The organism is Flavimobilis sp. BM9, assembly GCF_058313055.1.
In genome coordinates this window covers 823828-847526 of sequence record NZ_JBZEMO010000001.1, presented here as the reverse complement: position 1 = coordinate 847526, position 23699 = coordinate 823828, and the positions used below count along the sequence as shown (strand labels likewise).

At 72.3% G+C, this 23699-nt stretch carries 20 protein-coding genes; 3 read left to right on the top strand and 17 right to left on the bottom strand.

Going from position 1 to position 23699, the window contains the following annotated elements; genetic code table 11:
- Positions 1-90 precede the first annotated feature (90 nt).
- The 17 genes from AC4F3Q_RS03800 to mraZ all read right to left on the bottom strand — a co-directional run bounded on the left by AC4F3Q_RS03800 (position 91) and on the right by mraZ (position 18715).
- Complete coding sequence (locus tag AC4F3Q_RS03800; RefSeq protein WP_491038789.1) at positions 91-759, bottom strand: DivIVA domain-containing protein; 669 nt, start codon at positions 757-759, stop codon at positions 91-93.
- A gap of 117 nt (positions 760-876) precedes the next feature.
- A complete protein-coding gene (locus AC4F3Q_RS03795) occupies positions 877-1167 on the bottom strand; it encodes a YggT family protein (RefSeq protein WP_491038788.1) in 291 nt (96 codons plus the stop codon).
- Between the two features lie 10 nt (positions 1168-1177).
- Positions 1178-1678, bottom strand: coding sequence for a cell division protein SepF (locus AC4F3Q_RS03790; protein WP_168445848.1), 501 nt, complete (start codon positions 1676-1678; stop codon positions 1178-1180).
- A 95-nt stretch (positions 1679-1773) separates the two neighbouring features.
- The gene (pgeF, locus tag AC4F3Q_RS03785) at positions 1774-2556 is read right to left on the bottom strand and encodes a peptidoglycan editing factor PgeF (protein ID WP_491038787.1); all 783 of its coding nucleotides are present in this window, start codon (positions 2554-2556) and stop codon (positions 1774-1776) included.
- 4 nt (positions 2557-2560) lie between these two features.
- Positions 2561-3847 (bottom strand): cell division protein FtsZ, encoded by a 1287-nt coding sequence (gene ftsZ / locus AC4F3Q_RS03780; RefSeq protein ID WP_168445850.1) that lies wholly within the window; start codon positions 3845-3847, stop codon positions 2561-2563.
- Positions 3848-4010: 163 nt separating this feature from the next.
- Positions 4011-4808, bottom strand: coding sequence for a cell division protein FtsQ/DivIB (locus AC4F3Q_RS03775; RefSeq protein WP_491038786.1), 798 nt, complete (start codon positions 4806-4808; stop codon positions 4011-4013).
- A gap of 236 nt (positions 4809-5044) precedes the next feature.
- Complete coding sequence (gene murC / locus AC4F3Q_RS03770) at positions 5045-6484, bottom strand: UDP-N-acetylmuramate--L-alanine ligase (RefSeq protein WP_491038785.1); 1440 nt, start codon at positions 6482-6484, stop codon at positions 5045-5047.
- Positions 6477-7592: an undecaprenyldiphospho-muramoylpentapeptide beta-N-acetylglucosaminyltransferase gene (gene murG / locus AC4F3Q_RS03765; protein ID WP_491038784.1), complete on the bottom strand. Its 1116-nt coding sequence runs from the start codon at positions 7590-7592 to the stop codon at positions 6477-6479. The genes murC and murG overlap by 8 nt, the downstream gene beginning before the upstream one ends.
- Before the next feature lie 15 nt (positions 7593-7607).
- Positions 7608-8918 carry an FtsW/RodA/SpoVE family cell cycle protein gene (locus AC4F3Q_RS03760; RefSeq protein ID WP_491038783.1) on the bottom strand — a complete coding sequence of 437 codons (1311 nt, stop codon included), beginning with the start codon at positions 8916-8918 and terminating at the stop codon, positions 7608-7610.
- Positions 8905-10377 (bottom strand): UDP-N-acetylmuramoyl-L-alanine--D-glutamate ligase, encoded by a 1473-nt coding sequence (gene murD / locus AC4F3Q_RS03755; RefSeq protein WP_491038782.1) that lies wholly within the window; start codon positions 10375-10377, stop codon positions 8905-8907. Before murD ends, AC4F3Q_RS03760 begins: the two co-directional genes overlap by 14 nt.
- The gene (gene mraY, locus AC4F3Q_RS03750) at positions 10371-11456 is read right to left on the bottom strand and encodes a phospho-N-acetylmuramoyl-pentapeptide-transferase (protein WP_491038781.1); all 1086 of its coding nucleotides are present in this window, start codon (positions 11454-11456) and stop codon (positions 10371-10373) included. The genes murD and mraY overlap by 7 nt, the downstream gene beginning before the upstream one ends.
- Positions 11453-12853 (bottom strand): UDP-N-acetylmuramoyl-tripeptide--D-alanyl-D-alanine ligase, encoded by a 1401-nt coding sequence (locus AC4F3Q_RS03745; RefSeq protein ID WP_491038780.1) that lies wholly within the window; start codon positions 12851-12853, stop codon positions 11453-11455. Before AC4F3Q_RS03745 ends, mraY begins: the two co-directional genes overlap by 4 nt.
- Positions 12850-14436 (bottom strand): UDP-N-acetylmuramoyl-L-alanyl-D-glutamate--2,6-diaminopimelate ligase, encoded by a 1587-nt coding sequence (locus AC4F3Q_RS03740; protein WP_491038779.1) that lies wholly within the window; start codon positions 14434-14436, stop codon positions 12850-12852. Before AC4F3Q_RS03740 ends, AC4F3Q_RS03745 begins: the two co-directional genes overlap by 4 nt.
- A 76-nt stretch (positions 14437-14512) precedes the next feature.
- Positions 14513-16636 carry a peptidoglycan D,D-transpeptidase FtsI family protein gene (locus AC4F3Q_RS03735; protein ID WP_491038778.1) on the bottom strand — a complete coding sequence of 708 codons (2124 nt, stop codon included), beginning with the start codon at positions 16634-16636 and terminating at the stop codon, positions 14513-14515.
- A gap of 9 nt (positions 16637-16645) precedes the next feature.
- Complete coding sequence (ftsL, locus tag AC4F3Q_RS03730; RefSeq protein ID WP_168445859.1) at positions 16646-17068, bottom strand: cell division protein FtsL; 423 nt, start codon at positions 17066-17068, stop codon at positions 16646-16648.
- The gene (gene rsmH / locus AC4F3Q_RS03725; protein ID WP_491038777.1) at positions 17065-18069 is read right to left on the bottom strand and encodes a 16S rRNA (cytosine(1402)-N(4))-methyltransferase RsmH; all 1005 of its coding nucleotides are present in this window, start codon (positions 18067-18069) and stop codon (positions 17065-17067) included. The genes ftsL and rsmH overlap by 4 nt, the downstream gene beginning before the upstream one ends.
- A 178-nt stretch (positions 18070-18247) precedes the next feature.
- The gene (mraZ, locus tag AC4F3Q_RS03720; RefSeq protein ID WP_491038776.1) at positions 18248-18715 is read right to left on the bottom strand and encodes a division/cell wall cluster transcriptional repressor MraZ; all 468 of its coding nucleotides are present in this window, start codon (positions 18713-18715) and stop codon (positions 18248-18250) included.
- Between the two features lie 365 nt (positions 18716-19080).
- On the opposite strand from mraZ, the gene AC4F3Q_RS03715 reads away from it, so the two are divergent.
- The 3 genes from AC4F3Q_RS03715 to AC4F3Q_RS03705 are packed head-to-tail and all read left to right on the top strand — an operon-like array spanning position 19081 to position 23674.
- Positions 19081-20064 carry an AAA family ATPase gene (locus AC4F3Q_RS03715; RefSeq protein WP_491038775.1) on the top strand — a complete coding sequence of 328 codons (984 nt, stop codon included), beginning with the start codon at positions 19081-19083 and terminating at the stop codon, positions 20062-20064.
- Complete coding sequence (locus AC4F3Q_RS03710) at positions 20061-21374, top strand: DUF58 domain-containing protein (protein ID WP_491038774.1); 1314 nt, start codon at positions 20061-20063, stop codon at positions 21372-21374. Before AC4F3Q_RS03715 ends, AC4F3Q_RS03710 begins: the two co-directional genes overlap by 4 nt.
- Complete coding sequence (locus tag AC4F3Q_RS03705; RefSeq protein WP_491038773.1) at positions 21371-23674, top strand: transglutaminase TgpA family protein; 2304 nt, start codon at positions 21371-21373, stop codon at positions 23672-23674. The genes AC4F3Q_RS03710 and AC4F3Q_RS03705 overlap by 4 nt, the downstream gene beginning before the upstream one ends.
- Positions 23675-23699: the final 25 nt, after the last annotated feature.

Sequence of the window (23699 nt, the reverse complement as noted above, 5' to 3'; positions counted from 1 at the left end):
ACGGCAACGACCGGCCCAGACAACACGCGCGGTGGCGGTGCCTGTGGCCGGCCGTGGCCGGTGGTTCAGTCGGGACGGCGTCCCGTCGGCTCAGAGGCCGGGGTTGACCTTGTTCGACGGCGGGATCGAGGAACCCCGCGTGTTGAGGTCGCCGAGCAGCGTCTCGAGGTAGCTCTGGAGGCGGGTGCGGTAGTCACGCTCGAACTGGCGCAGCTCGTCGATCTTGCGCTCCAGGAGCGAGCGCTCCTGCTCGAGCTGCCCGAGCGTACGCGCCGAGGTCTCCTGCGCCTCGCGGACGATGCGCTCGCCCTCGGTGCGTGCCTCGTTGACGAGGCGCTCGCCCTCCTCCTGGCCGGAGCGGACGTAGTCGTCGTGCAGCTTCTGCGCGAGCTGCAGCATCCCGGTGGCCGACTCGGGCTCGCTCGCCCGCGACACCTGGGGCGCCGCGGCAGGCGCAGGGACGGGGGCCGGCGTGGGCTCCGGGACGGGCACGACCTCGCGGACGGGCTCGGGAGCGGAGGCGGGCGACGGGGCGGAGGCTGCCTGCACCGCTGCCGCGTTCTCGCGGGTCAGCTCGGCGACGCGACGCTCGGCCGCGGCAAGCTTGGACTTGAGGTCGTCGTTCTCGCCCTGGAGGGCTCGCAACGTGTTGAGCACCTCGTCGAGGAAGTCGTCGACCTCGACGACGTCGTAGCCCTCGCGGAACTTCGTCGCCGTGAACTTCTTGTTGAGGATGTCCTCTGCGGTCAGCAGTGCCATCGTGTCACCTCGTTGAGTTACTCGGGTTATGGAGCCGGGACGTCGATGACGACCACGGACTCACGCTAGCGGATATTGGGCGCGCTGCGCGCCCAGGTTCGTATTCGGTCCAGGCAGTCAGCTCGCGAGGCTCCCGAAGATGTTCACCAGGACGGAGGTGGTGAGCATCAGCACCAGGAAAGCCAGGTCGAGCTGGACGCGCCCGAGGCGCAACGGCGGGATCAGACGCCGCAGGAGGCGCAGCGGCGGGTCGGTCACGAGGTAGACACCTTCGATCACGACGAGGCCGACCCCGTGCGGACGCCAGTCACGCGCGACCACGCGCACGAGGTCGACGACGATGCGCCCCAGGAGCACGATGAAGTACACGAAGCACAGCGTGGCCAGGACGCCGAACAGCTGCTGCACGCGCGTCTGCTCAGCTCTGGTTGAAGAAGCCCGCGTGGGAACGGGTGTCGCCCGCTGCCACCTGCTCCTCGCCCGTGATCTCGACGTTCTCCGGCGAGAGCAGGAACACCTTGTTCGTGACCCGCTCGATCGCGCCGCGGAGGCCGAAGATCAGCCCGGCCGAGAAGTCGACGAGACGCTTCGCGTCGGCGTCGTCCATGTCGGTGAGGTTGATGATGACAGGGGTGCCCGAGCGGAAGGCCTCACCGATCACGCGCGCATCGTTGTACGAGCGCGGGTGCACGGTCGTGATGCGGCGCAGGTCGGCGGCAGCGGGCGCTTGGGGGCGCTGCGCGGCGGCGCGGTTGATCGGCGTCACCTGGGCAGGGAAGTCGTGGGACATCGCGGGAGCCTCCTCGTGCTCGACGTACTCCTCGGCGTACTCGTCCTCGTATGCGTCGGCATACTCCTGGTCCCCACGGTCGTCCGCGAGGCCCAGATACAGCATCGTCTTGCGAAGCGCTCCGGCCATGACCTATCTCCGTCCATCGTCACACTGGTGGAATCACGCTAACCGTCGGTGTTCGCCCCGCTCGGCACCGACACGCCCGGCGCGCGAGGTTCCGCTCAGGGGCGTGCCGGGTCGATCCGGACGACGCCGGCGAAGCGTCCCGTGGTCGGGTCGCCCGTCCGTCCGGCGCGACGGTAGGAGAAGAGGTCGGCGTCCTCGATCGTGCAGCGGTCCGCACGGGCGACGTAGGCGACGCCCGCGTCGCGCAGCTGCTGCTCGACACCGGCGGCGAGGTCGAGAGCAGGCGTCCCCCACGACGTCGTCGACCAGGTGGCGGGGACACGTGCGGCGACGGCCGCGCGCATGTCCTCGGGAACCTCGTAGCAGGCCCCGCACGCGCACGGCCCGACGGCGGTGCGCACCCGCGCACGGTCGGCGCCTCGCGCGACCATCGTGCCGAGCGCGCGGAGCACGACCTCACGCTCGACGCCGCGACGTCCGGCGTGGGCGACGGCCACGACGCCGGCGTCCGGGTCGGCGAGGAGGACGGGCACGCAGTCGGCGACGAGGACGCCGAGCGCGACGTCGGTCGCTCGGGTCACGAGGGCGTCGGCCTCCCCGACGGTTCCCGACAGGCCGCCGAGCCCGTCGACACCCGAGACCTCGAGGACGTCCGCCCCGTGCACCTGCGTGGCGAAGGCGACGGGCGCACCCACCGCCACGCCCAGGCGTCGCCGGTTCTCGGCGACGGCCGCTGGCGCGTCACCGCACGCAGTCCCCAGGTTGAGGCTCGCCCACGGCGGGGCGGAGACGCCGCCGTGGACGGTCGTGAAGACGGCACAGACCCCGGGACCGAGGTCGACCTCGATCGTCCGGGGCCCGTGCTGCGGGTCGGTCACCGAGCTACTTGAGGAAGTCCGGGATGTCGAGGTCGTCCGCGCGACGGCGCGGGGGCTCCTCGTCGAAGATCCTCGGAACCTCGAGCTGGCCCGTCGCGGGAGTCGGCTGCACCGGCTGGTAGACGTTCGGCTCGGCCGTCTCCTGCGCGGACGACGCGTACGGGTCGCTCGCCGGGACGACGGGCTGGTAGCGCTCGCTCTCCTCGACGGGGACCATCGGGCGCGCCTGGGAGTGCATGCCGGTCGTGGTGGCCGGCTCCTGGCGACGGGTCGCCGGGCGCTCGATCGCGGGAGCGGCGCTCTCGACCTGGCCGAGCCCGCGGCCGTCCTTGCGGACCTGCGGCGCACCGCCGTCGAAACCGGCGGCGATGACGGTCACGCGGACCTCGTCGCCGAGCGCGTCGTCGATGACCGCACCGAAGATGATGTTCGCCTCGGGGTGCGCGGCCTCGTGGACGAGACGTGCAGCCTCGTTGATCTCGAAGAGGCCGAGGTCCGAGCCGCCCTGGATCGAGAGCAGCACGCCGTGGGCGCCGTCGATGCTCGCCTCGAGCAGCGGCGAGGAGATCGCGAGCTCGGCGGCCTGGACCGCACGGTCGTCGCCGCGGGCCGAGCCGATGCCCATGAGTGCCGAGCCGGCGCCCTGCATGACCGACTTCACGTCGGCGAAGTCGAGGTTGATCAGGCCGGGCGTGGTGATGAGGTCGGTGATGCCCTGGACACCCGAGAGGAGCACCTGGTCGGCCTGGTGGAACGCGTCGAGCGCCGAGACGTTGCGGTCGGACATCGACAGCAGGCGGTCGTTCGGGATGACGATGAGGGTGTCGACCTCGTTGCGCAGCGCGTCGATGCCGGCGTCGGCCTGGTTGGAGCGGCGGCGGCCCTCGAAGGTGAACGGTCGCGTGACGACGCCGACCGTGAGTGCGCCGAGAGAGCGCGCGATGCGTGCGACGACGGGCGCGCCACCGGTTCCGGTGCCACCCCCCTCGCCCGCGGTGACGAAGACCATGTCGGCGCCCCGCAGGACGTCCTCGATCTCCTCGGTGTGGTCCTCGGCGGCCTTCTTGCCGACCTCCGGGTCGGCGCCAGCGCCGAGCCCGCGCGTGAGCTCACGACCGACGTCGAGCTTGACGTCGGCGTCAGACATCAGGAGCGCCTGGGCATCGGTGTTGATCGCGATGAACTCGACTCCCTTGAGCCCCACCTCGATCATGCGGTTGACGGCGTTCACGCCACCGCCGCCGATGCCCACCACCTTGATGACGGCCAGGTAGTTCTGCGGTGTTGCCACGGGGGTACCTCTCGATCGGTGCTGGCAACCTTCACCCTCAGGTAGAGGGTTAGAGTTATGTCACGTTCTGCTAGTTGGACGCTATGCGCCGCGACGACCCGGAGCAACGACCGAGGGCGCGTGTCGCCCCACGATGTCCCGCCGCCCCGACGAGCCTTGCCGATCAGCGCGTGATGGGTGCGTTCGGTGCTGAGACGTCGAACACCTTCGAGCCCTTCGACGCCTTCGCGCTGCGCAGCACCTCGAGCACGCGCACCTTGAGCGCGGCCTCGGCAGAGCTCCCCCACACGACCGTCGCACCACCGCGCAGCTCCATCTGGACGTCGTCCGGGCTCGTCGCCGAGATCGTCCGCACGTCCTGCGCGATCTTCGCCGGCAGGGCGTTGAGCAGGATGAGCGCGCTCGCGAGGGTCCGGCGACTGTCCTGGTCGAGCGGGAACGTGATCTCCGGAAGACCGTCCGGAACCTTGGTGGACCGACCGACCTGCACGCCCTCGTCGTCGAGCAGCACGAAGCCACCGCCCTCGGGCACCGCCGCGACCGGCTCGCGCGACACGAGATCGACCGTCAACCCTCGAGGCCAGTCCCGCACGATCGTCGCGTCCCGCACGCCCGGAACCTCGAGGATCCGCGCACGCAGCCGCACGGTGTCCAGGCGCGTCAACGGCGTGCCCGCCTGCACGGCGACCACCTTCTCGACAGCACCCGGCGCGATCACCGTCCCGAGACCGTCCACGACCACCTGGTCCTCGTCGAGCGCGAACGCGGGCGAGAAGAACACGCCCCACACGCCCGCACCCACGACGAGCAGGCCCGCGACGACCCACAGCGCGCGTCGCAGCAGCACGTGCCGACGCGCAGCCGCCTTCTCGGCGAGCCGCGCCGCGAACCCCGTCGACACGGTCGGGACGCGCGTCGACGGGCCAGGGAGCGGCACGACAGGGACAGACCCGGTCGGCACGCTCCTCGTCGCCGGACGGCGCGCCCCCTCCGCCACCCGCACAGGGTCCGACGGTGCGGCCGGCGCAGGAGCAGGCGCGGCGGGCGCAGGGCCAGGCGCAGGCGGAGAAGCAGGCGCAGGGGCGGGCGCTCCGGCCGACGGCTCCTTGCGAGGACGCGGCGTCGGTGGTGCAGCCCGACGCTGCGCCGGACGCTCGCCAGGCCGAGGCGCGCCCGGCCGCGGACGTGCCGGGGGTTTCACTCCGACGCCCTCAGCTCGTCGAGGACGACCGGCGCCAGCTCGGTCACGTCGCCCGCGCCGATCGTCAGCACGAGGTCCCCCGGCCGAGCGAGCCGAGCGACCACCCGCGCAGCCTCGACCTTGTCCGGGACGTACCGGGCGCCACGCGTGCTGCGCGACGTGATGAGCTCACCCGTCACAGCCGGGTCGTCGTCCTCCCGCGCGGCATACACACCCGTCACGACCGCCACGTCAGCAAGGTCGAGCGCGGCCGCGAACTCGGCGGCGAACGCCTTGGTCCGGGAGAACAGGTGCGGCTGGAACAGGGCGAGGACGCGCCCCTCCCCTGCCGCAGGCCGCGCACCCGTCACGAGCGCGGCGACCTCGGTCGGGTGGTGGGCGTAGTCGTCGACGACGCGCACCCCGCCCGCCGTGCCACGGTCCTCGAACCGGCGCCCCGTACCGACGAACGCGCCGACGGCCGCCACGGCGGTGTCGAGCGGGACGCCCAGCAGCAGCGCAGCCGCGACCGCACCAGCGGCGTCGAGCATGTTGTGCTCACCCGGGACGCGCAGCGCGACAGGAGCGCTGCCCACCGATCCCCCGACGCCAGCGACGACCAGCGTCGCCGTCGAACCGTCACCCGACGGCGCATAGTGCTCGACCCGGACGTCCGCGTCCGCGGCCGTGCCGTACGTCACGACCTGCCCGCCCGCCGCACGGTGGACGTCGACGAGACGCCGCGCGCCGTCGTCGTCGAGGCACGCCACGAGATGCCCGCCAGGGCGCACCCGGGCCGCGAACTCGACGAACGCCCGCTCGAACGCCTCCGTCGTGCCGTAGTTGTCGAGGTGGTCCGGCTCGACGTTCGTGACCACAGCGATCGTCGGACGGTAGTTGAGGAACGAGCCGTCAGACTCGTCCGCCTCCGCGACGAGCACGTCACCCGAACCGAGGTGACCGCCCGCCAGCGCGCCGTCGGCCGTGCGCACCGACCCTCCGATCGCGAAGGACGGCGCGAGGCCCGCACCCTCGAGGAGCACAGCGATCATCGCGGACGTCGTCGTCTTGCCGTGCGCGCCCGCGACCGCGACCGCGCGACTGCCCTCCATGAGGGCCGCGAGCGCCTGCGAGCGGTGCAGCACGCGCAGCCCCGCTGCGCGTGCCGCCGCGAGCTCCGGGTTCGACTCGCGCACCGCGCTCGACACGACGAGCGTGCTCGCGCCCGCGACGTGCGCGGCGTCGTGACCGACCCACACGCGCACGCCGTCGGCCTCGAGCGCGTCCAGGACCGCTCCGCCCCGCGCGTCCGAGCCCTGCACGTCGACCCCGCGCGAGCGCAGCAGGCGCGCGACGACCGACATGCCGGCACCACCGACACCCACGAGGTGCACGGTCCCGAGATCTGCGACGGCCGGGATCTCATCCACGAACCGCGACATCGGAGACTCACTCATCGCGCTCCCCCGCCGCCCGCTCGACCATGTCTGCGACGTCCGACGCCGCACCCACGCGGCCCACCCGCGCCGCGGCCTCCGCCATCTGCGTGACCCGGTCCTCGTCCACGAGCAGCGTGAGCAGCTGCGTGCGCACCCACTCGGGCGTCACCTCGGCGTCGTCCACGAGCAGACCGCCGCCCGCGTGCACCGCCGGCAGCGCGTTGAGCCGCTGCTCCCCGTTGCCGATCGGCAGCGGCACGTACACCGCCGGGAGCCCGAGCGCCGTGAGCTCGGCGACCGTGCCCGCACCCGAACGGCACAGGACGACGTCGCACGCCGCGAGCGCGAGGTGCATGTCTTCGAGGTACTCGCGCACGTGGTAGCGGTTCGCGAGCTCGGGACGCTGGGCGAGCGCGCTCTCGAGCGCGCCGGACTTGCCGTTCCCCGTCAGGTGGAGCACCTGGGCGTCGGACGCGGCGACGTCGTCGAGCGCCCCCGTCATGGCGTCGTTGAGGCTCTGCGCACCGAGCGAGCCGCCCGTCACGAGGAGCGTCCTGCGCCCCGGGTCGAGCCCGAGCGTGGCCGCAGCCTCACGGCGCACCCGCGCAGCGTCCACCTCGCGGTCGCGGACGAGGTCCGCGATCTCGTGCCGCAGGGGCAGTCCCGTGATGATGCCGCCGCGCAGCGGCGTGCCCGGGAACGTCACCGCGACAGACCGGGCCCACCGGGCACCGAGCTTGTTCGCGAGCCCCGGACGGGCGTTCTGCTCGTGGATGACCACAGGGACACCCAACCGGCGGGCCGCGAGGTACGCGGGCGTCGACACGTATCCACCGAACCCGACGACGACCTGCGCCTCGTTCTCCGTGATCGCGCGCGAGGCCGCGGCGACCGCCGCTCGCAGGCGCCGCGGCACCGAGAAGAGGTCCGCGCCCGGACGGCGCGGCAGCGGGACCCGCGGCACGACCGCCATCGGGTAGCCGCGGGCCGGCACGAGCTGCGACTCGAGGCCCTCCTGCGTCCCGAGGACGGTCAGCCGAGCTGCCGGGTGCCGCGCTCGCAGCTCGTCCGCGACCGCGAGCATCGGGTTGACGTGCCCCGCGGTCCCACCTCCAGCAAGCAACACCGACTCAACCACGTCTCACGCGTCCTTCCGACGACGACGAACTGACCCGCCGACGACCGCGAGCGACCGTCGTACGGTCCCGGACCGAGCAGCGAGCGCCTCGCGCGCCCCCGGCTCGTCCCGGGCAAAGCTGATCACGACCCCGAGTGCCGCCATCGTCATGATGAGCGCGGAGCCGCCCGCCGACACGAGCGGGAGGGGAACTCCGATGACGGGCAGCGCACCGATCACGACGCCGATGTTGACGAGCGCCTGCCCGACGATCCAGCAGCAGATCGCGCCCGTCGTCACCTTGACGGCCGGGTCCGGGTGCCGCACCACGACACGCGACATCGCATAGCCGAGCGCACCGAACAGCACGAGCATGAGCACCGTGCCCTGCAGGCCCAGCTCCTCGCCGATCACGGCGAAGATGAAGTCGTTGTGCGCCTCAGGCAGGTACAGCCACTTCTCGCTGCCCGCCCCGAGGCCGACACCGGACAGGCCGCCCGATGCGAGCGCCCACTTGCCGTGGATGAACTGGTAGCACGTCGCCACGTCCGGGTTGCACGACGCGTTGAGCCACGAGTCGATGCGCCCGAGCCGGTTGCTGTTGCCCTGGAACGCCACGAGCGCCCAGACGGAGACCGCCATGACCGCGCCTCCCGCGAGGAACATGCGCCCCGGGACCCCCGCGACCCAGAGGGCGCCGGCCACGACCATGAGCAGGATGATCGCCGTACCGAGGTCGTGCCCGGCGAGGACCAGCCCGACGACGATGCCGACGACCGGCACCGCCGGCATGAGCACATGACCCCACTGGTGGAGCAGCCGCGCCTTGCGAGCGAGCACGGTACCGAGCCAGATCGCGAGCGCCAGCTTCGCGATCTCGGCGGGCTGCACGGTGAACCCGCCGAGGTAGATCCAGCCCGTGTTCCCGCCCTTCGACCGGGCGAGCGGCGTGAAGATCAGCAGCTGCATCCCGATCGCGGCGAACAGGAAGGGCCACGAGACCCGCTTGTAGAAGGCGGGCCGCATGAGGCTCGCCGCAACGAGGGCGATCGTCCCGAACACCGCGTACTGCGCCTGCCCCAGGAAGATCTCGTACGCCGAGTCGCCACGCTGGAGGGACTTGACGGACGACGCCGAGAGGACCATCCCGAGGCCGATCAGCACGAGCAGGGACGTGAGACCGACGAGGAGGTAGTAGCTCGCGACGGGGCTGTCCAAGAATCCGAGAAGGCGCCGGCGGGGCGCACGCGCCTGCCCGGCCGGGTTGCCGTCGTCGGTCGAGGAGCCAGCGCGGTCGGTCGCCATCCGCGTCGTCACCTCCTCACTCACCGTCATGGCTGTGCTCGCGCGCGGCCGCAGCGAACTTCTCGCCGCGCTCCGCGTACGAGCGGAACTGGTCCATGGAGGCGCTCGCCGGCGCCAGCAGGACCGTGTCGCCCGGCTCCGCCAGGCCGGCGGCCGCGGCGACGGCGCGCGCCATCACGGTCCCAGTCTCGCCAGGATCGACACGCACGACCGGGAGATCGGGCGCGTGTCGGTCGATGGCTTCCGCGAGCGGGCCCGCGTCGACTCCGATGAGGACGACGGCGCGGAGCCGGTCGCGACGCTCGATCACGAGGTCGTCGAACGTGGCGCCCTTCGCGAGGCCTCCCGCGACCCAGACGACCGACCCCGGGGCGAAGGCCGCGAGCGACGCGGACGCCGCGTGCGCGTTCGTCGCCTTCGAGTCGTCGACGAAGCTCACGCTCCCACCGGGGACGGACGCTGTCGCGACCGTCTCGATGCGGTGCTGCCCGGGCCGGAACGCGCGGGCGCCGCGCCGCACGTCGTCCGCGGACAGGCCGTGGGCGCGGGCGAGCGCAGCAGCCGCGAGGACGTTCGCGACGACGTGCGGCGCCACCCGGCCGTCAGGACCTGCGAGGTGCCCGAGGTCCGCGAGGGTGAAGAGCTCCTCGGCGCTGCTGTGCCGCCCCGGGTCGCTCGCGTGCGTGTGGAACGCACGATCGACGGCGATGTCCTCGATCAGGCCGATCTCGGCACGTCCCGGCGAGCCGAGCGTGAAGCCGACCGCGCGGGCGCCGTCGGCGACGTCGGCGTCCTCGACGAGACGGCGCGTCGTCTCGTCCGCGACGTTGTAGACGCACGCGACCTGGGCCCGCTCGAAGATGCGGCCCTTGTCCACGGCGTACGCCTCGGCGGAGCCGTGCCAGTCGACGTGGTCCGTCGCGACGTTGAGGACCACCCCCGCCTCGACCGCCATGGTGTGCGTGAAGTGCAGCTGGAAGCTCGAGAGCTCGACGGCGAGCACGTCGACCGACGGGTCCACGGCAGCCTCGACCACCGGGCGCCCGACGTTCCCCACCTCCGCGACCTCGAGGCCCGCAGCGGCGAGCATCGACGTGAGCATGCCGACCGTCGTCGTCTTGCCGTTGGTCCCGGTGACAGCGAGCCACGGTGCGGGCCCGCCGCCCGCGGCGCGGTCCACCCGCAGCCGCCAGGCGAGCTCGACCTCGCTCCACACCGGGATCCCCGCCTCGGCGGACGCGACGAGGAGGGGGTGCGTCGGGGCCCAGCCGGGCGACGCGACGACGAGATCGACCGACGTGAGGTCGACGTCCGCGCTGTCCTGGAGGTCGGCACCAGGCGCGTTCGCGTCGAGCGTCGTGACCGCTGCCGCGCGATTCACGAGCGCCGCGACGACGGCACGCCCCGTCACACCCAGACCTGCGACGAGCACGCGCGCCGCAGCGAGGTCCGGTGCGAGCGGTGCGCCAGGGTGACCCGACGTCACCATCCGGCGACCCACTCGGTGTAGAACAGGCCGATCCCGAGCGCGGCGAAGAGGCCGGCGATGATCCAGAAGCGGATCACGATCGTCACCTCGCCCCAGCCCGACAGCTCGAAGTGGTGGTGCAGCGGCGCCATCTTGAAGACGCGCTTGCCCGTGAGCTTGAAACCACCGATCTGGATGACGTCGGACATGACGATCACGACGAACAGGCCGCCGATGATCGCCGCGAGGATCTCGGTCCGGGTGAGGATCGACAGGCCGGCGAGCGCACCACCGAGGGCCAGGGAGCCCGTGTCGCCCATGAAGATCTTCGCAGGCGACGCGTTCCACCACAGGAATCCGAACAGCGCGCCTGTGATCGCGGCCGCGACGACAGCGAGATCCCACGGGTCCCGCACCTCGTAGCAGCTGGGGCCCGCGGAGGTCAGCACCGCGCAACGCTGGTTCCACTGCCAGATGCCGACGAACGCGTAGGCGCCGAACACCATGAGCGACACGCCGGTCGCGAGGCCGTCGAGGCCGTCGGTGAGGTTGACCGCGTTCGACCACGCCGTGATGAGGAAGTTCGCCCACAGCACGAACAGGATCAAGCCGATCGTCGCCCCCGCGAACGCCAGGTCGATGCCCGAGTCCCGCACGAACGAGATCTTGGTCGACGCCGGCGTGCGGAAGCTCGCGTCGGGGAAGTTCAGCGCGAGCACCGCGAACGTGATCCCGACGAAGCCCTGGCCGATGATCTTGCCCCGCGCCGAGAGACCGAGGCTGCGCTGCCGCGAGATCTTGATGAAGTCGTCGAGGAACCCCACGAGGCCGAGGCCCGTCATGAGGAACAGCGCGAGGAAAGTCGAGATGCTCGGCAGCCTGCCCGCGACGATCGCGGACGCCGCGACACCGACGAGGACGGACCCGATGATGACGACGCCGCCCATCGTGGGCGTGCCACGCTTCGTGAAGTGCGCCGTCGGGCCGTCCTGACGGATGAACTGGCCGTACTGCTTGTGCACGAGGTACCGGATGAACAGCGGCGTGAGGAGCAACGACAGCACGAGAGCCGTGCCGCCCGCGACGAGGATGGCGATCATGCGGCGGCCCCTGCGCCCACGAGCCGGTCGGCGAGGCGCCACAGGCCCGTGCCGTTCGATGCCTTGACGAGGACGACGTCACCCTCCTCGAGGTACTCGGCGAGGAGCTTCTCCGCGGCTTCGAGGTCGTCGACCTGGACGACCTCGTCGCCCCACGACCCCTCCATCTGAGCGCCGTCGAAGATGGCCCAGGCACCCGGCCCGACGACGATCGTCAGGTTGATGTTGAGCCGCACCGCGAGCCGACCGACCTCGTCGTGACGTTCCCGGCTCTCCTCACCGAGCTCGAGCATCTCGCCGAGCACGGCGACCGAGCGCCGCTCGCGACCTGCGACGACAGCGAGCGCCTTGAGAGCGGCCCGCATCGAGTCGGGGTTCGCGTTGTAGGAGTCGTCGATCACGGTGACGCCGTCAGGACGGTCGACGACGTGCATCCGGTGCGGGCTGAGCGCCGTCGCCCCGCTGAGGCGCTCGGCGACCGTCGCCACGTCGAGCCCGAGCTGGAGCCCGACGGCGGCGCACGCCAGCGCGTTCGACAGGTGGTGCTCGCCGACGAGCTGCAGGCTCACGGGCGCGCTCGCCCCGTCCGCGCGCAGCTCGAACGACACGCGGCCTGCGCGGTCGATCCGGACGTCGTCGGCTGCGACCTGCGCACCCGAGACCGTCCCGAACGTCACGACGTCGCCCGCAGCGAGCGGCGCCATCGCGGCGACGCGGTGGTCGTCCGCGTTGAGGACGGCGACGCCGCCCTCGGCCGCGCCCGTGACGAGCTCGCTCTTCGCGCGGGCGATCGCCTCCACGCCGCCGAACTCGCCGAGGTGCGCCGTACCGACCGCGAGGACGACAGCGACGTCGGGCGGGGCGATGCCCGTGAGGTACGTGATGTTGCCCTCGTGGTCGGCGCCCATCTCGAGGACGAGGAACCGGGTGGTCTCGGTGACCTGGAGGACCGTGAGCGGCAGCCCGATCTCGTTGTTGAAGGAGCCGCGCGGCACGACCGTCTCCCCCGACGGGGACACGACCTGCCCGACGAGGTCCTTCGTCGTCGTCTTGCCGACGGAGCCCGTCACCGCGACGACCTTGAGCTCTCCGCGCGAGCGCACGCGCGCGAGGACCTCGCGGGCGACCTGCCCGAGCGCCGCCTGCACGTCGTCGACCACGACGACCGACGGAGCGTCCACCTCGCGCGCCGCGAGCACGACGACCGCACCCGCCTCGGTCGCCCGCGCCACGTAGTCGTGCCCGTCGACGTGCTCGCCCGCGAACGCGACGAACATCCCGCCCGGCTCGACGAGCCTCGAGTCCACGACGACCGGTCCCGTGACGACTGCGTCGCCGTCACCGACGAGCCTGCCGCCGGTGAGGCGCGCGATCTCGTCGGCCTTGAGAGCGATCATGCGTGCGTATCTCCTTCGTCGTGCGGCGTGGCCGGCGTGCGCTCGCGCCCTGCGGTGCGGGCGGCCAGCGCGGCCCGCGCCTCCACCCGATCATCCAACGGGAGGTCGACACCGTCGACCTCCTGAACCGTCTCGTGCCCGCGCCCCGCGAGCAGGACCGTGTCCGAGTCACCGGCCTCGAGGACCGTCTGGCGGATCGCTTCCGCGCGGGGCGCGACCTCGAGTATCTCAGGTCCGGGACCTTCACGTCCGGTCGCGGCCCGCGCGCCCGCGAGCACCTCGGCGCGGATCGGGGCCGGCGGCTCTCCGTGCGGGTCGTCGTCCGTGACGACGACGACGTCCGCCCAGCGAGCGGCCACTGCGCCCATGTGCGGGCGCTTGCCACGGTCGCGCTCCCCCGTCGCGCCGAACACGACGACGAGGCGCCCCGGCGTCGTCGTGCGCAGCGAGCGCAGCGCGAGCTCGAGCGCGTCGGCGTTGTGCGCGAAGTCGACGACGACGCGCGGCGCGTCCGAGAGCACCTCCATGCGTCCGGGGACGCGCGCGTCGAAGCCTTCCGGCCCGAGGGCCGCGACGAGCTCGTCCGCGTCGACGCCGGACTCGAGCAGCATGACGCACGCGAGGGCCGCGTTCGCGACGTTGAACCCGCCCGGGAGCGCGACTCGCGTGGGGACGCGACGACCGTCGCGGTGCACGAGCGTCAGACGCGTCCCACCAGCCTCGGTCTCGGCGTCGCGCACGGTCCAGTCGGCGTCCGCACCGGCCGTCGCGACGGTCGTCACGGGCACGCGGGCCTCGCGCGCCATGCGCGCACCCCACTCGTCGTCCACGACGACGACCGCGCGACGCGCCCGCTCAGGCCCGAACAGCTCGGCCTTCGTCGCGAAGTACTCCTCGAGCGTGCCGTGGAAGTCGAGATGGTCCTGGCTGAGGTTTGTGAAGCCGACGACGTCGAAGTCGATCCCGTCGACGCGATGCATCGCGATCGAGTGCGACGACACCTCCATCGCGAGCGTGTCGACGTCGTCCGCGACCATCGCCGCGAGCCAGCCCTGCAGCTCGGGGGCCTCAGGGGTCGTCAGCGTGCTCGGGACGACGGTCTCCCCGAAGCGCGTCTCGACGGTCCCGACGAGCCCCGTGCGGCGGCCGAGCACACGTAGCGCGTGGTCCAGGAGGAACGTCGTCGTCGTCTTGCCGTTGGTGCCCGTCACGCCGAACGTCGTCATCGCCGCCGCGGGATCGCCGTGCACGTGCGCCGCGGACGCGCCGAGCACCGCCCTGACCTCCTCGACGACGAGGACCGGGACCGCGCACCCCGCGTCCCGCACGATCTGGGCCCCGACCGCGTCCGTGAGCACGGCCGTCGCGCCCCGGCGCACCGCATCGTCCGCGAACGCCGCGCCGTGCGTGCGCGCACCGGGGACCGCGGCGAAGAGGTCCCCCGGGACGGTCCGACGGTTGTCGAGCACGACAGACGCGACCCTCGCCGAGGGATCTCCGTCGAGCCTGGCGCCGACGTGCGCGGCCAGGTCGGCCACCAAGACCTGTCGACGGGCAGGCGGGAGGATGCGCGGAGAGCTCACGGAGCAGAACCTATCTGGTGCGTGGCGTCCCGGCCCTCGGACGGGCCGCGACACCACGTGTGAGGAGTGTGCAGGGTCACCACTCGAGCGGGAACGTCTTCGGCTTCGAGTCGTTGGGCTCGACGCCGAGGTGCTGGAGCGCGAACGCCGTCACGTCCGAGAAGACGGGCGCGGCGACCACGCCGCCGTACTGGAGCTCCGGGTAGTAGAGGACGACAGAGACCGCGACGCGCGGGTCGTCAGCCGGCGCGACACCGTTGAACGACGCGACGAAGTGGTCGAGCTTCCCGGTGTGCGGGTTGGCAGCCTGCGCAGTTCCCGTCTTGCCCGCGACGCGATAGCCGGGGATCGCCGCGAGCGAGCCCGTACCTTCGGAGACGACGCTCTCCATCATCGCGAGGACCGTGTCGGCCGTCTTCTCCGAGACGACGCGCACCGGTTCGCCGACCTCGTACGGGGTCACCGTCCCGTCAGGGCCGACGTACTCCTTCACGATGTGCGGCTGTGAGCGGAGCCCACCGTTTGCGATCGTCGCGAACACCTCGTTCGCCTGGATCGCGTTGACGGACACACCCTGGCCGAACAGGACGTTCCACTGGGTGCGGCCGTCCCACTTGTCGACGGGGTGCAGGATCCCGGGCGACTCACCAGGCAGGCCCACGCCGGTGCGCTGACCGAACCCGAACTTCGACAGGAAGTCGTATCGCACCTGCTTCGGCAGCTTCTCGCCGATCTGGACCGTGCCCGTGTTGGAGGACTCCGCGAAGATCCCCGCGACCGTCATCTTCTGGACCGGGTGCTCGTGCGAGTCACGGATCGTCTGGTTGTTCGAGGTCACGTACGCGTCAGGGACCTCGAACTTGCTCGTGGGCGTCACGACCCCGGTCTCGAGCGCGGCCGCCATCGTGATGACCTTCGCGGTCGATCCCGGTTCGAAGACGTTGGACACGGCACGCGACCCCCACGTGGACGGGTCCGACGAGCTCAGGTCGCCCGGGTTCACCGTGTCGGTCTCACCGAGGGCCAGCACCGCGCCGGTCTTGACGTCCTGCACGATCGCGAAGCCGTAGGTCGCCCCGGTCTTGCGCTTGGCGTCCTGGATCGCGTCCTGCGCCTTCCACTGCAGGTCGCCGCTCAGCGTGAGCCGGACGTCCTGGCCGGGCTGGGCCTCGGTGCGCTCCTGCTCACCGGTCGGGATCTGGTGACCGCGCAGGCCGGTCTCGACCTCGTAGGAGCCGGGCGTGCCGCGCAGCGCCTCGTCGAACGTCTGCTCGACACCTGCCGAACCGACGCCCTCGGAGTTGACGAAGCCGATGATGTTGCCCGCCGTCGTGCCGTTGGGGTACTCCCGGACCGAGGTGCGCTCGGCGGCGATCCCGGTGATGTTGAAGGCCTTGATGGCCTGCCAGGTGTCCGGGAGGACGTTCTTGGCGATGTACTTGCCGCGGGCTGTTCCGACGAGGGTCGCGGCGAGCTCGGCGGGCTGCACGCCGAGGAGCGGTGCGAGCACCTCCGCCGCCGCCTCGATGCCCGTGCCCACGATCTCGCGGTCGACGACGTGCTTCCACGTCGGCACGAGAGTCAGGTCGGCCTTGATGTGGTAGCGCTCCCCCGACGTCGCGAGAACGTTGCCCTCCGCGTCGAAGATGTCGCCGCGGCCGGCCGGGATCGTGCCGCTGACGAGCCGCTGCTCGAGGGCGGCGGCAGCCAGCTCGGGGCCCTGGATGATCTGGATCGACACGAGCCGGCCCGTGAAGCCGACGAGGACGGCGAGCACGCACGCCATGAACCAGCGCTGCCGACGGCGAGGGTCGCCGACTCGCGCACGCGGGAACAGCGGGCCGCGGGGCGTGGGAGGTGCAGGCCGGCGGCCCGCAGCGGCACGGTTTCCAGGAGTCCGCTGCCCGGCCCGGGCGCCCGCCGGGACCTGGACGCGTGCGGGCGCGCCGGCGCGCTCCTGCGGGCGGCGGGCCTGCTGGGCGGCGGAGCGCGGCGCGCGAGCGGTCGCGCGCTGACCGCGCCCGTCGGTCGCGGAACGGGGCGCGGCATGCGTCCGCGAGGCCCCCTGGCTGCGGGCGACAGGCTGGGTGCGAGGGCTGGCTTCGCCGCGACGTGCAGCGACGGGGGTGCGACGCGGCTGCTCGCCAGCACGTGGCGGCACGCGACGCGGCTGCGCGGCACCGGACCTCTGCTCGTCCATCCCCACGTCCTAGTTCTTCGCCGGGGCTGGCGCCCCGATGATCTTCCCGGCCGCGAGATCGATGAACGCGGGCGTCGAGTCCTGGACCATGCCCAGCTCGCGGGCACGCGCGGCGAGGGCGCCGGGCGCCGACTTCGCGTCGAGGTCAGCGAGGAGAGCCTGCTCCTGCTCGGCGAGCCGGGCGATCGCCGACTGCAGGTCGCGCTCCTCGTACGCACCGTGCGCCATCGCCGTGTTCAGCAGGAGCACGGCGACGAGCGAGGCGACGAGCACCGCCATGCAGAGCAGGACGAACGGCACCCGGCTGCGGGGTCGCGCAGGAGCAGCGACGAGGTGGATGTCGGGGGCGGACTGCGCCGGGGCTGGAGCGGTGGCCCGCCTGACCGAGGGTGCGAAGGAAGGCACGCGTGCGGGCGCTGCGCTCGAGCTCATGGGTGCACCGCCGTACGGTCGAGAAGGTGGTCAGGGGTCGGACGGGTCCGGCGCGCGGCGCGCAGCCGGACGGAGGCTGATCGCGGGTTGGTCTCGAGCTCCTCACCACGTGCCTCCTCGGCGCCGCGTGTGAGCAGCTCCAGGTAGGGCTTGTGCGTCTCGGGCTCGACCGGGAGCCCGGGGGGCGCGCTCGACGTCGCCCCGCGGGCGAGGGTCCGCTTCACGATGCGGTCCTCGAGCGAGTGGTAGGACTCGACGACGATGCGGCCGTCGACCGCGAGGACCTCGACGGCGGCGGGCACGGCACGCGAGAGGACCTCGAGCTCGCCGTTCACCTCGATCCGCAGCGCCTGGAAGGTGCGCTTGGCGGGGTTGCCCCCGGTCTTGCGGGTCGCGGCCGGGATGCAGGCGCGCACGAGGTCGACGAGCTCGGCGCTGCGCGTCCAGGGACGCTCCTCGCGGCGTCGGACGACCGAGCGTGCGATCTTTCCCGCAAAACGCTCCTCGCCGTACTCGCGGAGGATGCGGGTGAGGTCTCGCTCGTCGTACGTGTTGAGCACGTCGGCGGCGGTGGGGCCGGTCGTCGCGTCCATGCGCATGTCGAGCGGGGCGTCCTGCGCGTATGCGAAGCCGCGGTCCGCCTCGTCGAGCTGGAGAGACGAGACGCCGAGGTCCATGAGGACACCCTGGACCTCGCGCAGCCCCTGGTCGGCGACGACGTCGGCGATCTCGTCGTAGACGGCGTGCACGGGCATGAACCGGTCGCCGAAGCGCTCGAGGCGCCGAGACGCGAGCTCGAGCGCCTGGGTGTCCCGGTCGATGCCGATGACCCGCGCCTCGGGGAGCTGCTCGAGGACGGCCTCCGTGTGACCGCCCATGCCGAGCGTGCAGTCGACGAGGACGGCCCCTGGGGCCGCGAGCGCTGGTGCCAGGAGGTCGACGCAGCGCTGGAGGAGCACGGGGACGTGACGGTCCGACGTGGGGCGCGGGTCGTTCGCCATGGGCTCTCCTCTCGTGTCTGGTCGAGGCCCGGCAAGGGCGGGAGTACGGGGTGGACGTGGCAGGTCGGGTGGTGGTCGATCAACCGCCCGACCAGGTCTCCCACCGCGACCCCGCTGGCACCGGGGAAGGTGTGCCAGATGGGGCGGGAGGAGGCCGAGACGTGCGGGTGCGTGGCTCCTAGAACGGGAAGGGCGGCAGCACCTCCTCGGCGGTGTCGGCGTATCCGGACTCCTGGCCGGCGAGGTACTGGTCCCAGGCGGCCGAGTCCCAGATCTCGACGCGCGTACCCATGCCGATGACGGCGACGTCACGGTCGAGGCTCGCGTACTCGCGCAGCGGTGCGGGGATGGAGATCCGGCCCTGCTTGTCGGGGATCTCGTCGCTCGCTCCCGAGAGGAAGACGCGGAGGTAGTCGCGCGACTGCTTGCTCGTGATCGGCGCGAGGCGGATCTGCTCGTACATCCGGCGGAACTCGTCCATGGGGAGCAGGTAGAGGCAGTGCTCCTGACCGCGGGTCATGACGAGACCGGAGGCGAGCTGCGACCGGAACTTGGCCGGGAGGATGAGCCGCCCCTTGTCGTCGAGCCGAGGGTTGTAGGTGCCCAGGAGGAGGCTCGGCGCGCCCGTGAACGACTCAGCGCCCATGTGGATGCACCTCCCCTCATCTCCCGATGGCCCCACAGTACTCCACAATCCTCCACCGTCAACGACGAGAAAGCCCTTCTTGGACCACGTCGCACGCAAATGTGCAGGTCACAGCGGTGGAGGGAAGTGGAGGGAAATCTGCATCCAGTCAGCCTGACGCTCTGCAGCCAGCCGAGGAGACCACCGAAAGGCCCCACGAGGCGCTCCAGCACGTCCTGATGAGGGCCCCCGTGGAGCACAGTGGGGGTCCACCGGGCACCGCCGGTGGAGGGAAGTGGGGGGACGTCCGGAGTGACGCGGGACCCGCACGAATGCCTCACGCCGGTCCGTTCCTCTAGGCTTCACCCAGCCGACGAGGAGGAACCGTGACGACGACGCAAGTTCCGAGCAGCCAGGAGCTCTGGGAGATCACCACCACGTGCGACCAGGTCCGGGAGCAGCTCTCCGGCGTGCTCTCCGGAAAGCCCGAGGTCGTGCTCACCACGATCGCCGTCATGCTCGCCGAGGGTCACATCCTCCTCGAGGACGTTCCCGGCGTCGGCAAGACGACCCTCGCCAAGGCGCTCGCACGTGCGATCGACGGACGCGTCGGACGCATCCAGTTCACCCCGGACCTGCTGCCGAGCGACCTCACCGGCGTGAGCATCTATCGCGCCCAGCAGCACGAGTTCGAGTTCCGGCCCGGTCCGATCTTCGCGAGCATCGTCATCGGCGACGAGATCAACCGCGCCTCCCCGAAGACGCAGTCCGCGCTCCTGCAGTGCATGGAGGAAGGCCAGGTCACCGTCGACGGCCGCACCTACTCGCTCCCCCGCCCCTTCCTCGTCGTCGCGACCCAGAACCCGGTCGAGATGGAGGGCACCTACCCGCTCCCCGAAGCGCAGCGCGACCGTTTCATGGCATGCCTGAGCGTCGGCTACCCCTCCCTCGACGCCGAGCTCGAGATGCTCGAGCGACGCGAGGGACGCGACCCCCTCGACGCCGTCCAGAAGGTCACGGACTCCGCGACCATCGAGCGGTTCGTCCAGACCGTGCACCGCATCCACGCCGCGACTGCCGTCAAGCGCTACATCCTCGACCTCGTCGCCGCGACGCGCGCGACGCCGGCGCTCCGGCTCGGCGCATCACCCCGCGCCTCGGTGCAGCTCCTGCGCGCCGCGAAGGCCGTCGCCGCGCTGTCCGGACGCGAGTACGTGATCCCCGACGACGTGCAGATGCTCGCGCACCCCGTGCTGTGCCACCGGCTGATCCTCAGCCCTCAAGCCCGCGCAGGCGGGCAGACCACCGCCTCCGTCGTCGACGACGTGCTCGCCTCCGTCCCGGTCCCGAGCCCGCACCACGTCTCGTGACGCTGCGCCCCGCAGGCCCGACGCCGACCCGCGTCCGGCTCACCGGCCGCGGGGTCGGCCTCGCCGGAGCAGGCACCGCGCTCGCCGTCGGCGGTCACCTCGTCGACCTGTCAGCGGTCGCCCTCGCCGGGTGCATCGTCCTCGCCGCTCCCCTCGTGTCCTGGCTCGCCCTGCGCGCGCGCCCGCTCGGCCCGCGGCTGCGTGTGCGCCGCTCCCTCCAGCCGACGCCCGCGCACGCAGGTCAGGACGTCTCCGTGACCACCGAGGTGGGACCCGCGCGCCCGACCCCGTGGTCCGTCGCCGCCTCGCGCGCGCTCAACCTCGGCGAGGCCGTGCCCGAAGCGTTGCGCGGCCACGCCGTCCTCCGCGCCGCCGTCCGTCCGACGCCGCGCGGCACCTCGCTGCACTACACCCTGCGTCCCAGGCAGCGCGGTCGCTGGCCCGTCGGGCCGCTCGCGACGCGCCGCTACGACGCGCTCGGGCTCGCGACCGCGACCGAGCAGGTCGGCGCGGCCGTACCGCTCACGGTCTGGCCGTCCCTGCTGACCGGGACGATCAGCGACACAGGGGCCCGCTCGGGCCTCACCCCGATGCGGGCCGGCGCGAACGACCCGAGCGACGAGGACACGTCGCTGCGCACCTACCAGGCTGGCGACGACCTGCGCCGGGTGCACTGGGCGAGCGCTGCGCGCCACGGCGAGCTCATGGTCCGCACGAGCGAGGGCGCCAGCCAGGCCCCCGTGTGCGTGATCCTCGACGTCGCCTCCCTCACCGGGAGCGGTGAGCCCGGCTCGCACAGGCACGTCGCTCTCGAGTGGACCGTGTCGGTCGCGGCCTCGGTCGCCGTCAGCCTCCTCGACTCCGGCCACCCCGTGCGCCTCGTCCTGTCCGACGGCGGCACCGCCCAGGCGGGCCTGCGCGGAGGCGACGGGCAGGCCGGCGCACGATGGGTGCGGTCGCGCGACGCGCAAGGACACGCGGTGCTCCTCGACCTGACCGTCGACGCAGGGCGCCGCGAGCCAGGAGCCACCATCGCCGGGACCCGGGACGACGTGCTGTCCGGTCTCGTCGGCGACAGCCAGCTCGGCGAGATCGTCATCGCGGTGACCGCCTCGACGAGCCGCGACGAGACGTCGCCTCTCGCCGTCGTCGGCGGGACAGCATCACGCCGCTACGCCATCGTCGTCCCGGTCGACAGGACGCAGGGCGCCGTGCCGACGCTCCTCGAGCACGGCTGGCGAGCCACACCCCTACCCGTGGGCGGGGACCTCCCCGCTGCCTGGGACCAGCTGACCGGAGGGACCCGATGACACGGCTGAGCGCACCGACGCCGTCGGGCATCCCGACCCCCGCCAAGGTGGTCGCTTCTGGGGCCGTCGTCCTCGCGATGACCATCGCGTGCGTGGCCGGTCTGGACGGGCTCATCCTGCCTGGCGCGTGGCGGTGGACCGTCGTCGCGATCCTCACGGCCGTCACCGGGGTCATCGTCGCCGCGCGCCTCGCCCTGCGCCGCTGGTCCGGACCCGACGTGAGCACGCTCGCGAGCCTGACCCCGTCCCTCGCCGGGCTCGTGACGGCCGTGCTGCTGCTGGCCGCGCGGTTCGGCCGCAGCGCGCCGCGCGGGACGAGCGGCGACCTCGACCTGTCCGTGTCACTCGAGAACTTCCGCGGTCTCGCGCGCCTCGCCCGCACGATCGAGGAGATCGCGGTCACGACGATCGCACCGATCACCCCGCTCGAGGCGATCGTGGCGCTCTTCACCGCTGGCGCGTGCCTCGTCCTCGTCCTGATGGACATGTTCGTCGCGGTCCGCGTCCCTGCGCTCGCCGGCCTCGCGACGTCGCTCCTCTGGCTCCCCGCCCTCATGATCGTGGGCGACGTCCCCGCATGGTCGGTCATCACGGTGACCGGGCTTCTGCTCGTCCTCCTCGCCGTCGACCGTCCCACCGGCGCGACGGCACAGACGGGTCGCCCGACAGCTCGTGAGACTGCGATACCGGTCGCCGGTGCTGGCCTGACGATCACCGCGGTCGTCGCGGTCGGGCTCGCCGTGTCGCTCGCGCTACCGTCCCTCCCCTGGCGCGGCGTCGTCGCCGCTCCCGACCTGAGGACGGGCGTCGCCAACCTGACCGACGACCTCGACCTGCGCCGCAGCCTGCAGGAACAGTCGACCCGCGAGGTCCTCACCTACACGGTCTCCGAGGGAGCTCCGCCGGTCGGCCCGCTGCGCACGACGTCGCTCGTGGACTTCGACGGACAGCAGTGGCAGCCGTCGGACAGCGCCGGCGAGCCGGCGCGCGCCGGGGACCTGCTGTGGCCGTCCCTCGCGGAGGGGAGCTCGGCGACGAGCTTCGCGCTCCGGATGCAGTTCGAAGGTCTGGCGTCGTCGACCGTCCCGGTCCCGCTCGAGCCTCGCATGATCACCTCGAACCGCCAGATGAGCTACGACCCGGAACGGGACGCGGTCGACGTGGCGAACCGCCTCTCGAGCGGCGACTCCCTCGAGATGACCGTCATGCCCCGCGATCTCGACCCGGCGCGCCTGCGGTCCCGCAACACGCTCGAGCTTCTCGACCAGTCCCTCTCAGGTCCTTTCGTCGACCCGGACCGGACGGTGCCCGAGACCTCGCACTCCGCCGACGTGGCGCAGCTGGCCCGGTCGGTCGTCGGCACTGCGGAGAACCGGTACGACGCCGCCGTCGCGCTCCAGGACTTCCTGCGGACGAGCCCGGACTTCAACTACTCGCTCAGCGTCCCCGCCCCGACGTCCGACGACGCCGTGTGGGACTTCCTCCAGGACGGCACCGGGTACTGCGTGCAGTTCGCGTCCGCGATGACGATCATGGCGCGCACGCTCGGCATCCCTGCGCGGATGAGCATCGGATACCTGCCGGGCACGGTCGGGTCGGACGGTGTCGCGGTCGTCCGCGGTCGCGACGCGCACGCGTGGCCGGAGATCTACTTCGACGACGTCGGCTGGGTGCGGTTCGAGCCCACGCCTGCGCTGCAGTCGGGTGCACTGCCCAGGTACGCCGCGACGGCGACGGCGACGCCCACCCCGACGGCGACGAAGACGCCCACCCCCACCACGACGTCGCAGCGCCCGACGCGCAGCGCGACGACGGGCGCGACCCGTACCACGGCGACAGCGACGGCGTCGTCCTCCACGAGCGGGCCCGGTGCTCTCGTCGCATCGCTCGTTCTCGTGCTCGTGGCAGCGGCGGGCGTGACCGTGATGTTGCTGCGTCGACGAGCGTCGCGTGTGCACGTGCGTGACGTCGAGGAGGCGTGGTCCACCATCGTCCGCGCCGCTCGCAAGGGCGGCCTCGAGGTGGATCGTGCCGCGACCGTGCGGTCCACGGCTGCGCGGATCGCTCCTGACGGCGAGGCTGTGGGCGAGGTCGGGCGTCGGGTGGAGGTCGCGCGGTATGCGCCTGCACCTCGCGCGGCCGACAGGGACGAGCTCGACGGGCTGGTTCGCGCGGCTCTCGCCGACGTCGCGGCGCGGTTGGCGGAGGTTGCCGGGTCCGAGGACGGGGGCGACGACGCCAGCGCGGCTGAGGAACAGCCCCGCGAGGCGGGTACGAGCGACCGTGGCGAACCTCGATGAGGTCGCGGGTCTCGTCGAGGTCCCG

What these genes read in the sequence shown, in the direction of transcription:
- AC4F3Q_RS03800 (WP_491038789.1), bottom strand. Translation starts at nt 759, where the DNA reads ATGGCACTGCTGACCGCAGAGGACATCCTCAACAAGAAGTTCACGGCG.
- AC4F3Q_RS03790 (WP_168445848.1), bottom strand. Translation starts at nt 1,678, where the DNA reads ATGGCCGGAGCGCTTCGCAAGACGATGCTGTATCTGGGCCTCGCGGAC.
- murC (WP_491038785.1), bottom strand. Translation starts at nt 6,484, where the DNA reads ATGAGTGAGTCTCCGATGTCGCGGTTCGTGGATGAGATCCCGGCCGTC.
- AC4F3Q_RS03760 (WP_491038783.1), bottom strand. Translation starts at nt 8,918, where the DNA reads ATGACGGTGAGTGAGGAGGTGACGACGCGGATGGCGACCGACCGCGCT.
- murD (WP_491038782.1), bottom strand. Translation starts at nt 10,377, where the DNA reads ATGGTGACGTCGGGTCACCCTGGCGCACCGCTCGCACCGGACCTCGCT.
- mraY (WP_491038781.1), bottom strand. Translation starts at nt 11,456, where the DNA reads ATGATCGCCATCCTCGTCGCGGGCGGCACGGCTCTCGTGCTGTCGTTG.
- AC4F3Q_RS03745 (WP_491038780.1), bottom strand. Translation starts at nt 12,853, where the DNA reads ATGATCGCTCTCAAGGCCGACGAGATCGCGCGCCTCACCGGCGGCAGG.
- AC4F3Q_RS03735 (WP_491038778.1), bottom strand. Translation starts at nt 16,636, where the DNA reads ATGGACGAGCAGAGGTCCGGTGCCGCGCAGCCGCGTCGCGTGCCGCCA.
- ftsL (WP_168445859.1), bottom strand. Translation starts at nt 17,068, where the DNA reads ATGAGCTCGAGCGCAGCGCCCGCACGCGTGCCTTCCTTCGCACCCTCG.
- rsmH (WP_491038777.1), bottom strand. Translation starts at nt 18,069, where the DNA reads ATGGCGAACGACCCGCGCCCCACGTCGGACCGTCACGTCCCCGTGCTC.
- mraZ (WP_491038776.1), bottom strand. Translation starts at nt 18,715, where the DNA reads ATGGGCGCTGAGTCGTTCACGGGCGCGCCGAGCCTCCTCCTGGGCACC.
- AC4F3Q_RS03705 (WP_491038773.1), top strand. Translation starts at nt 21,371, where the DNA reads ATGACACGGCTGAGCGCACCGACGCCGTCGGGCATCCCGACCCCCGCC.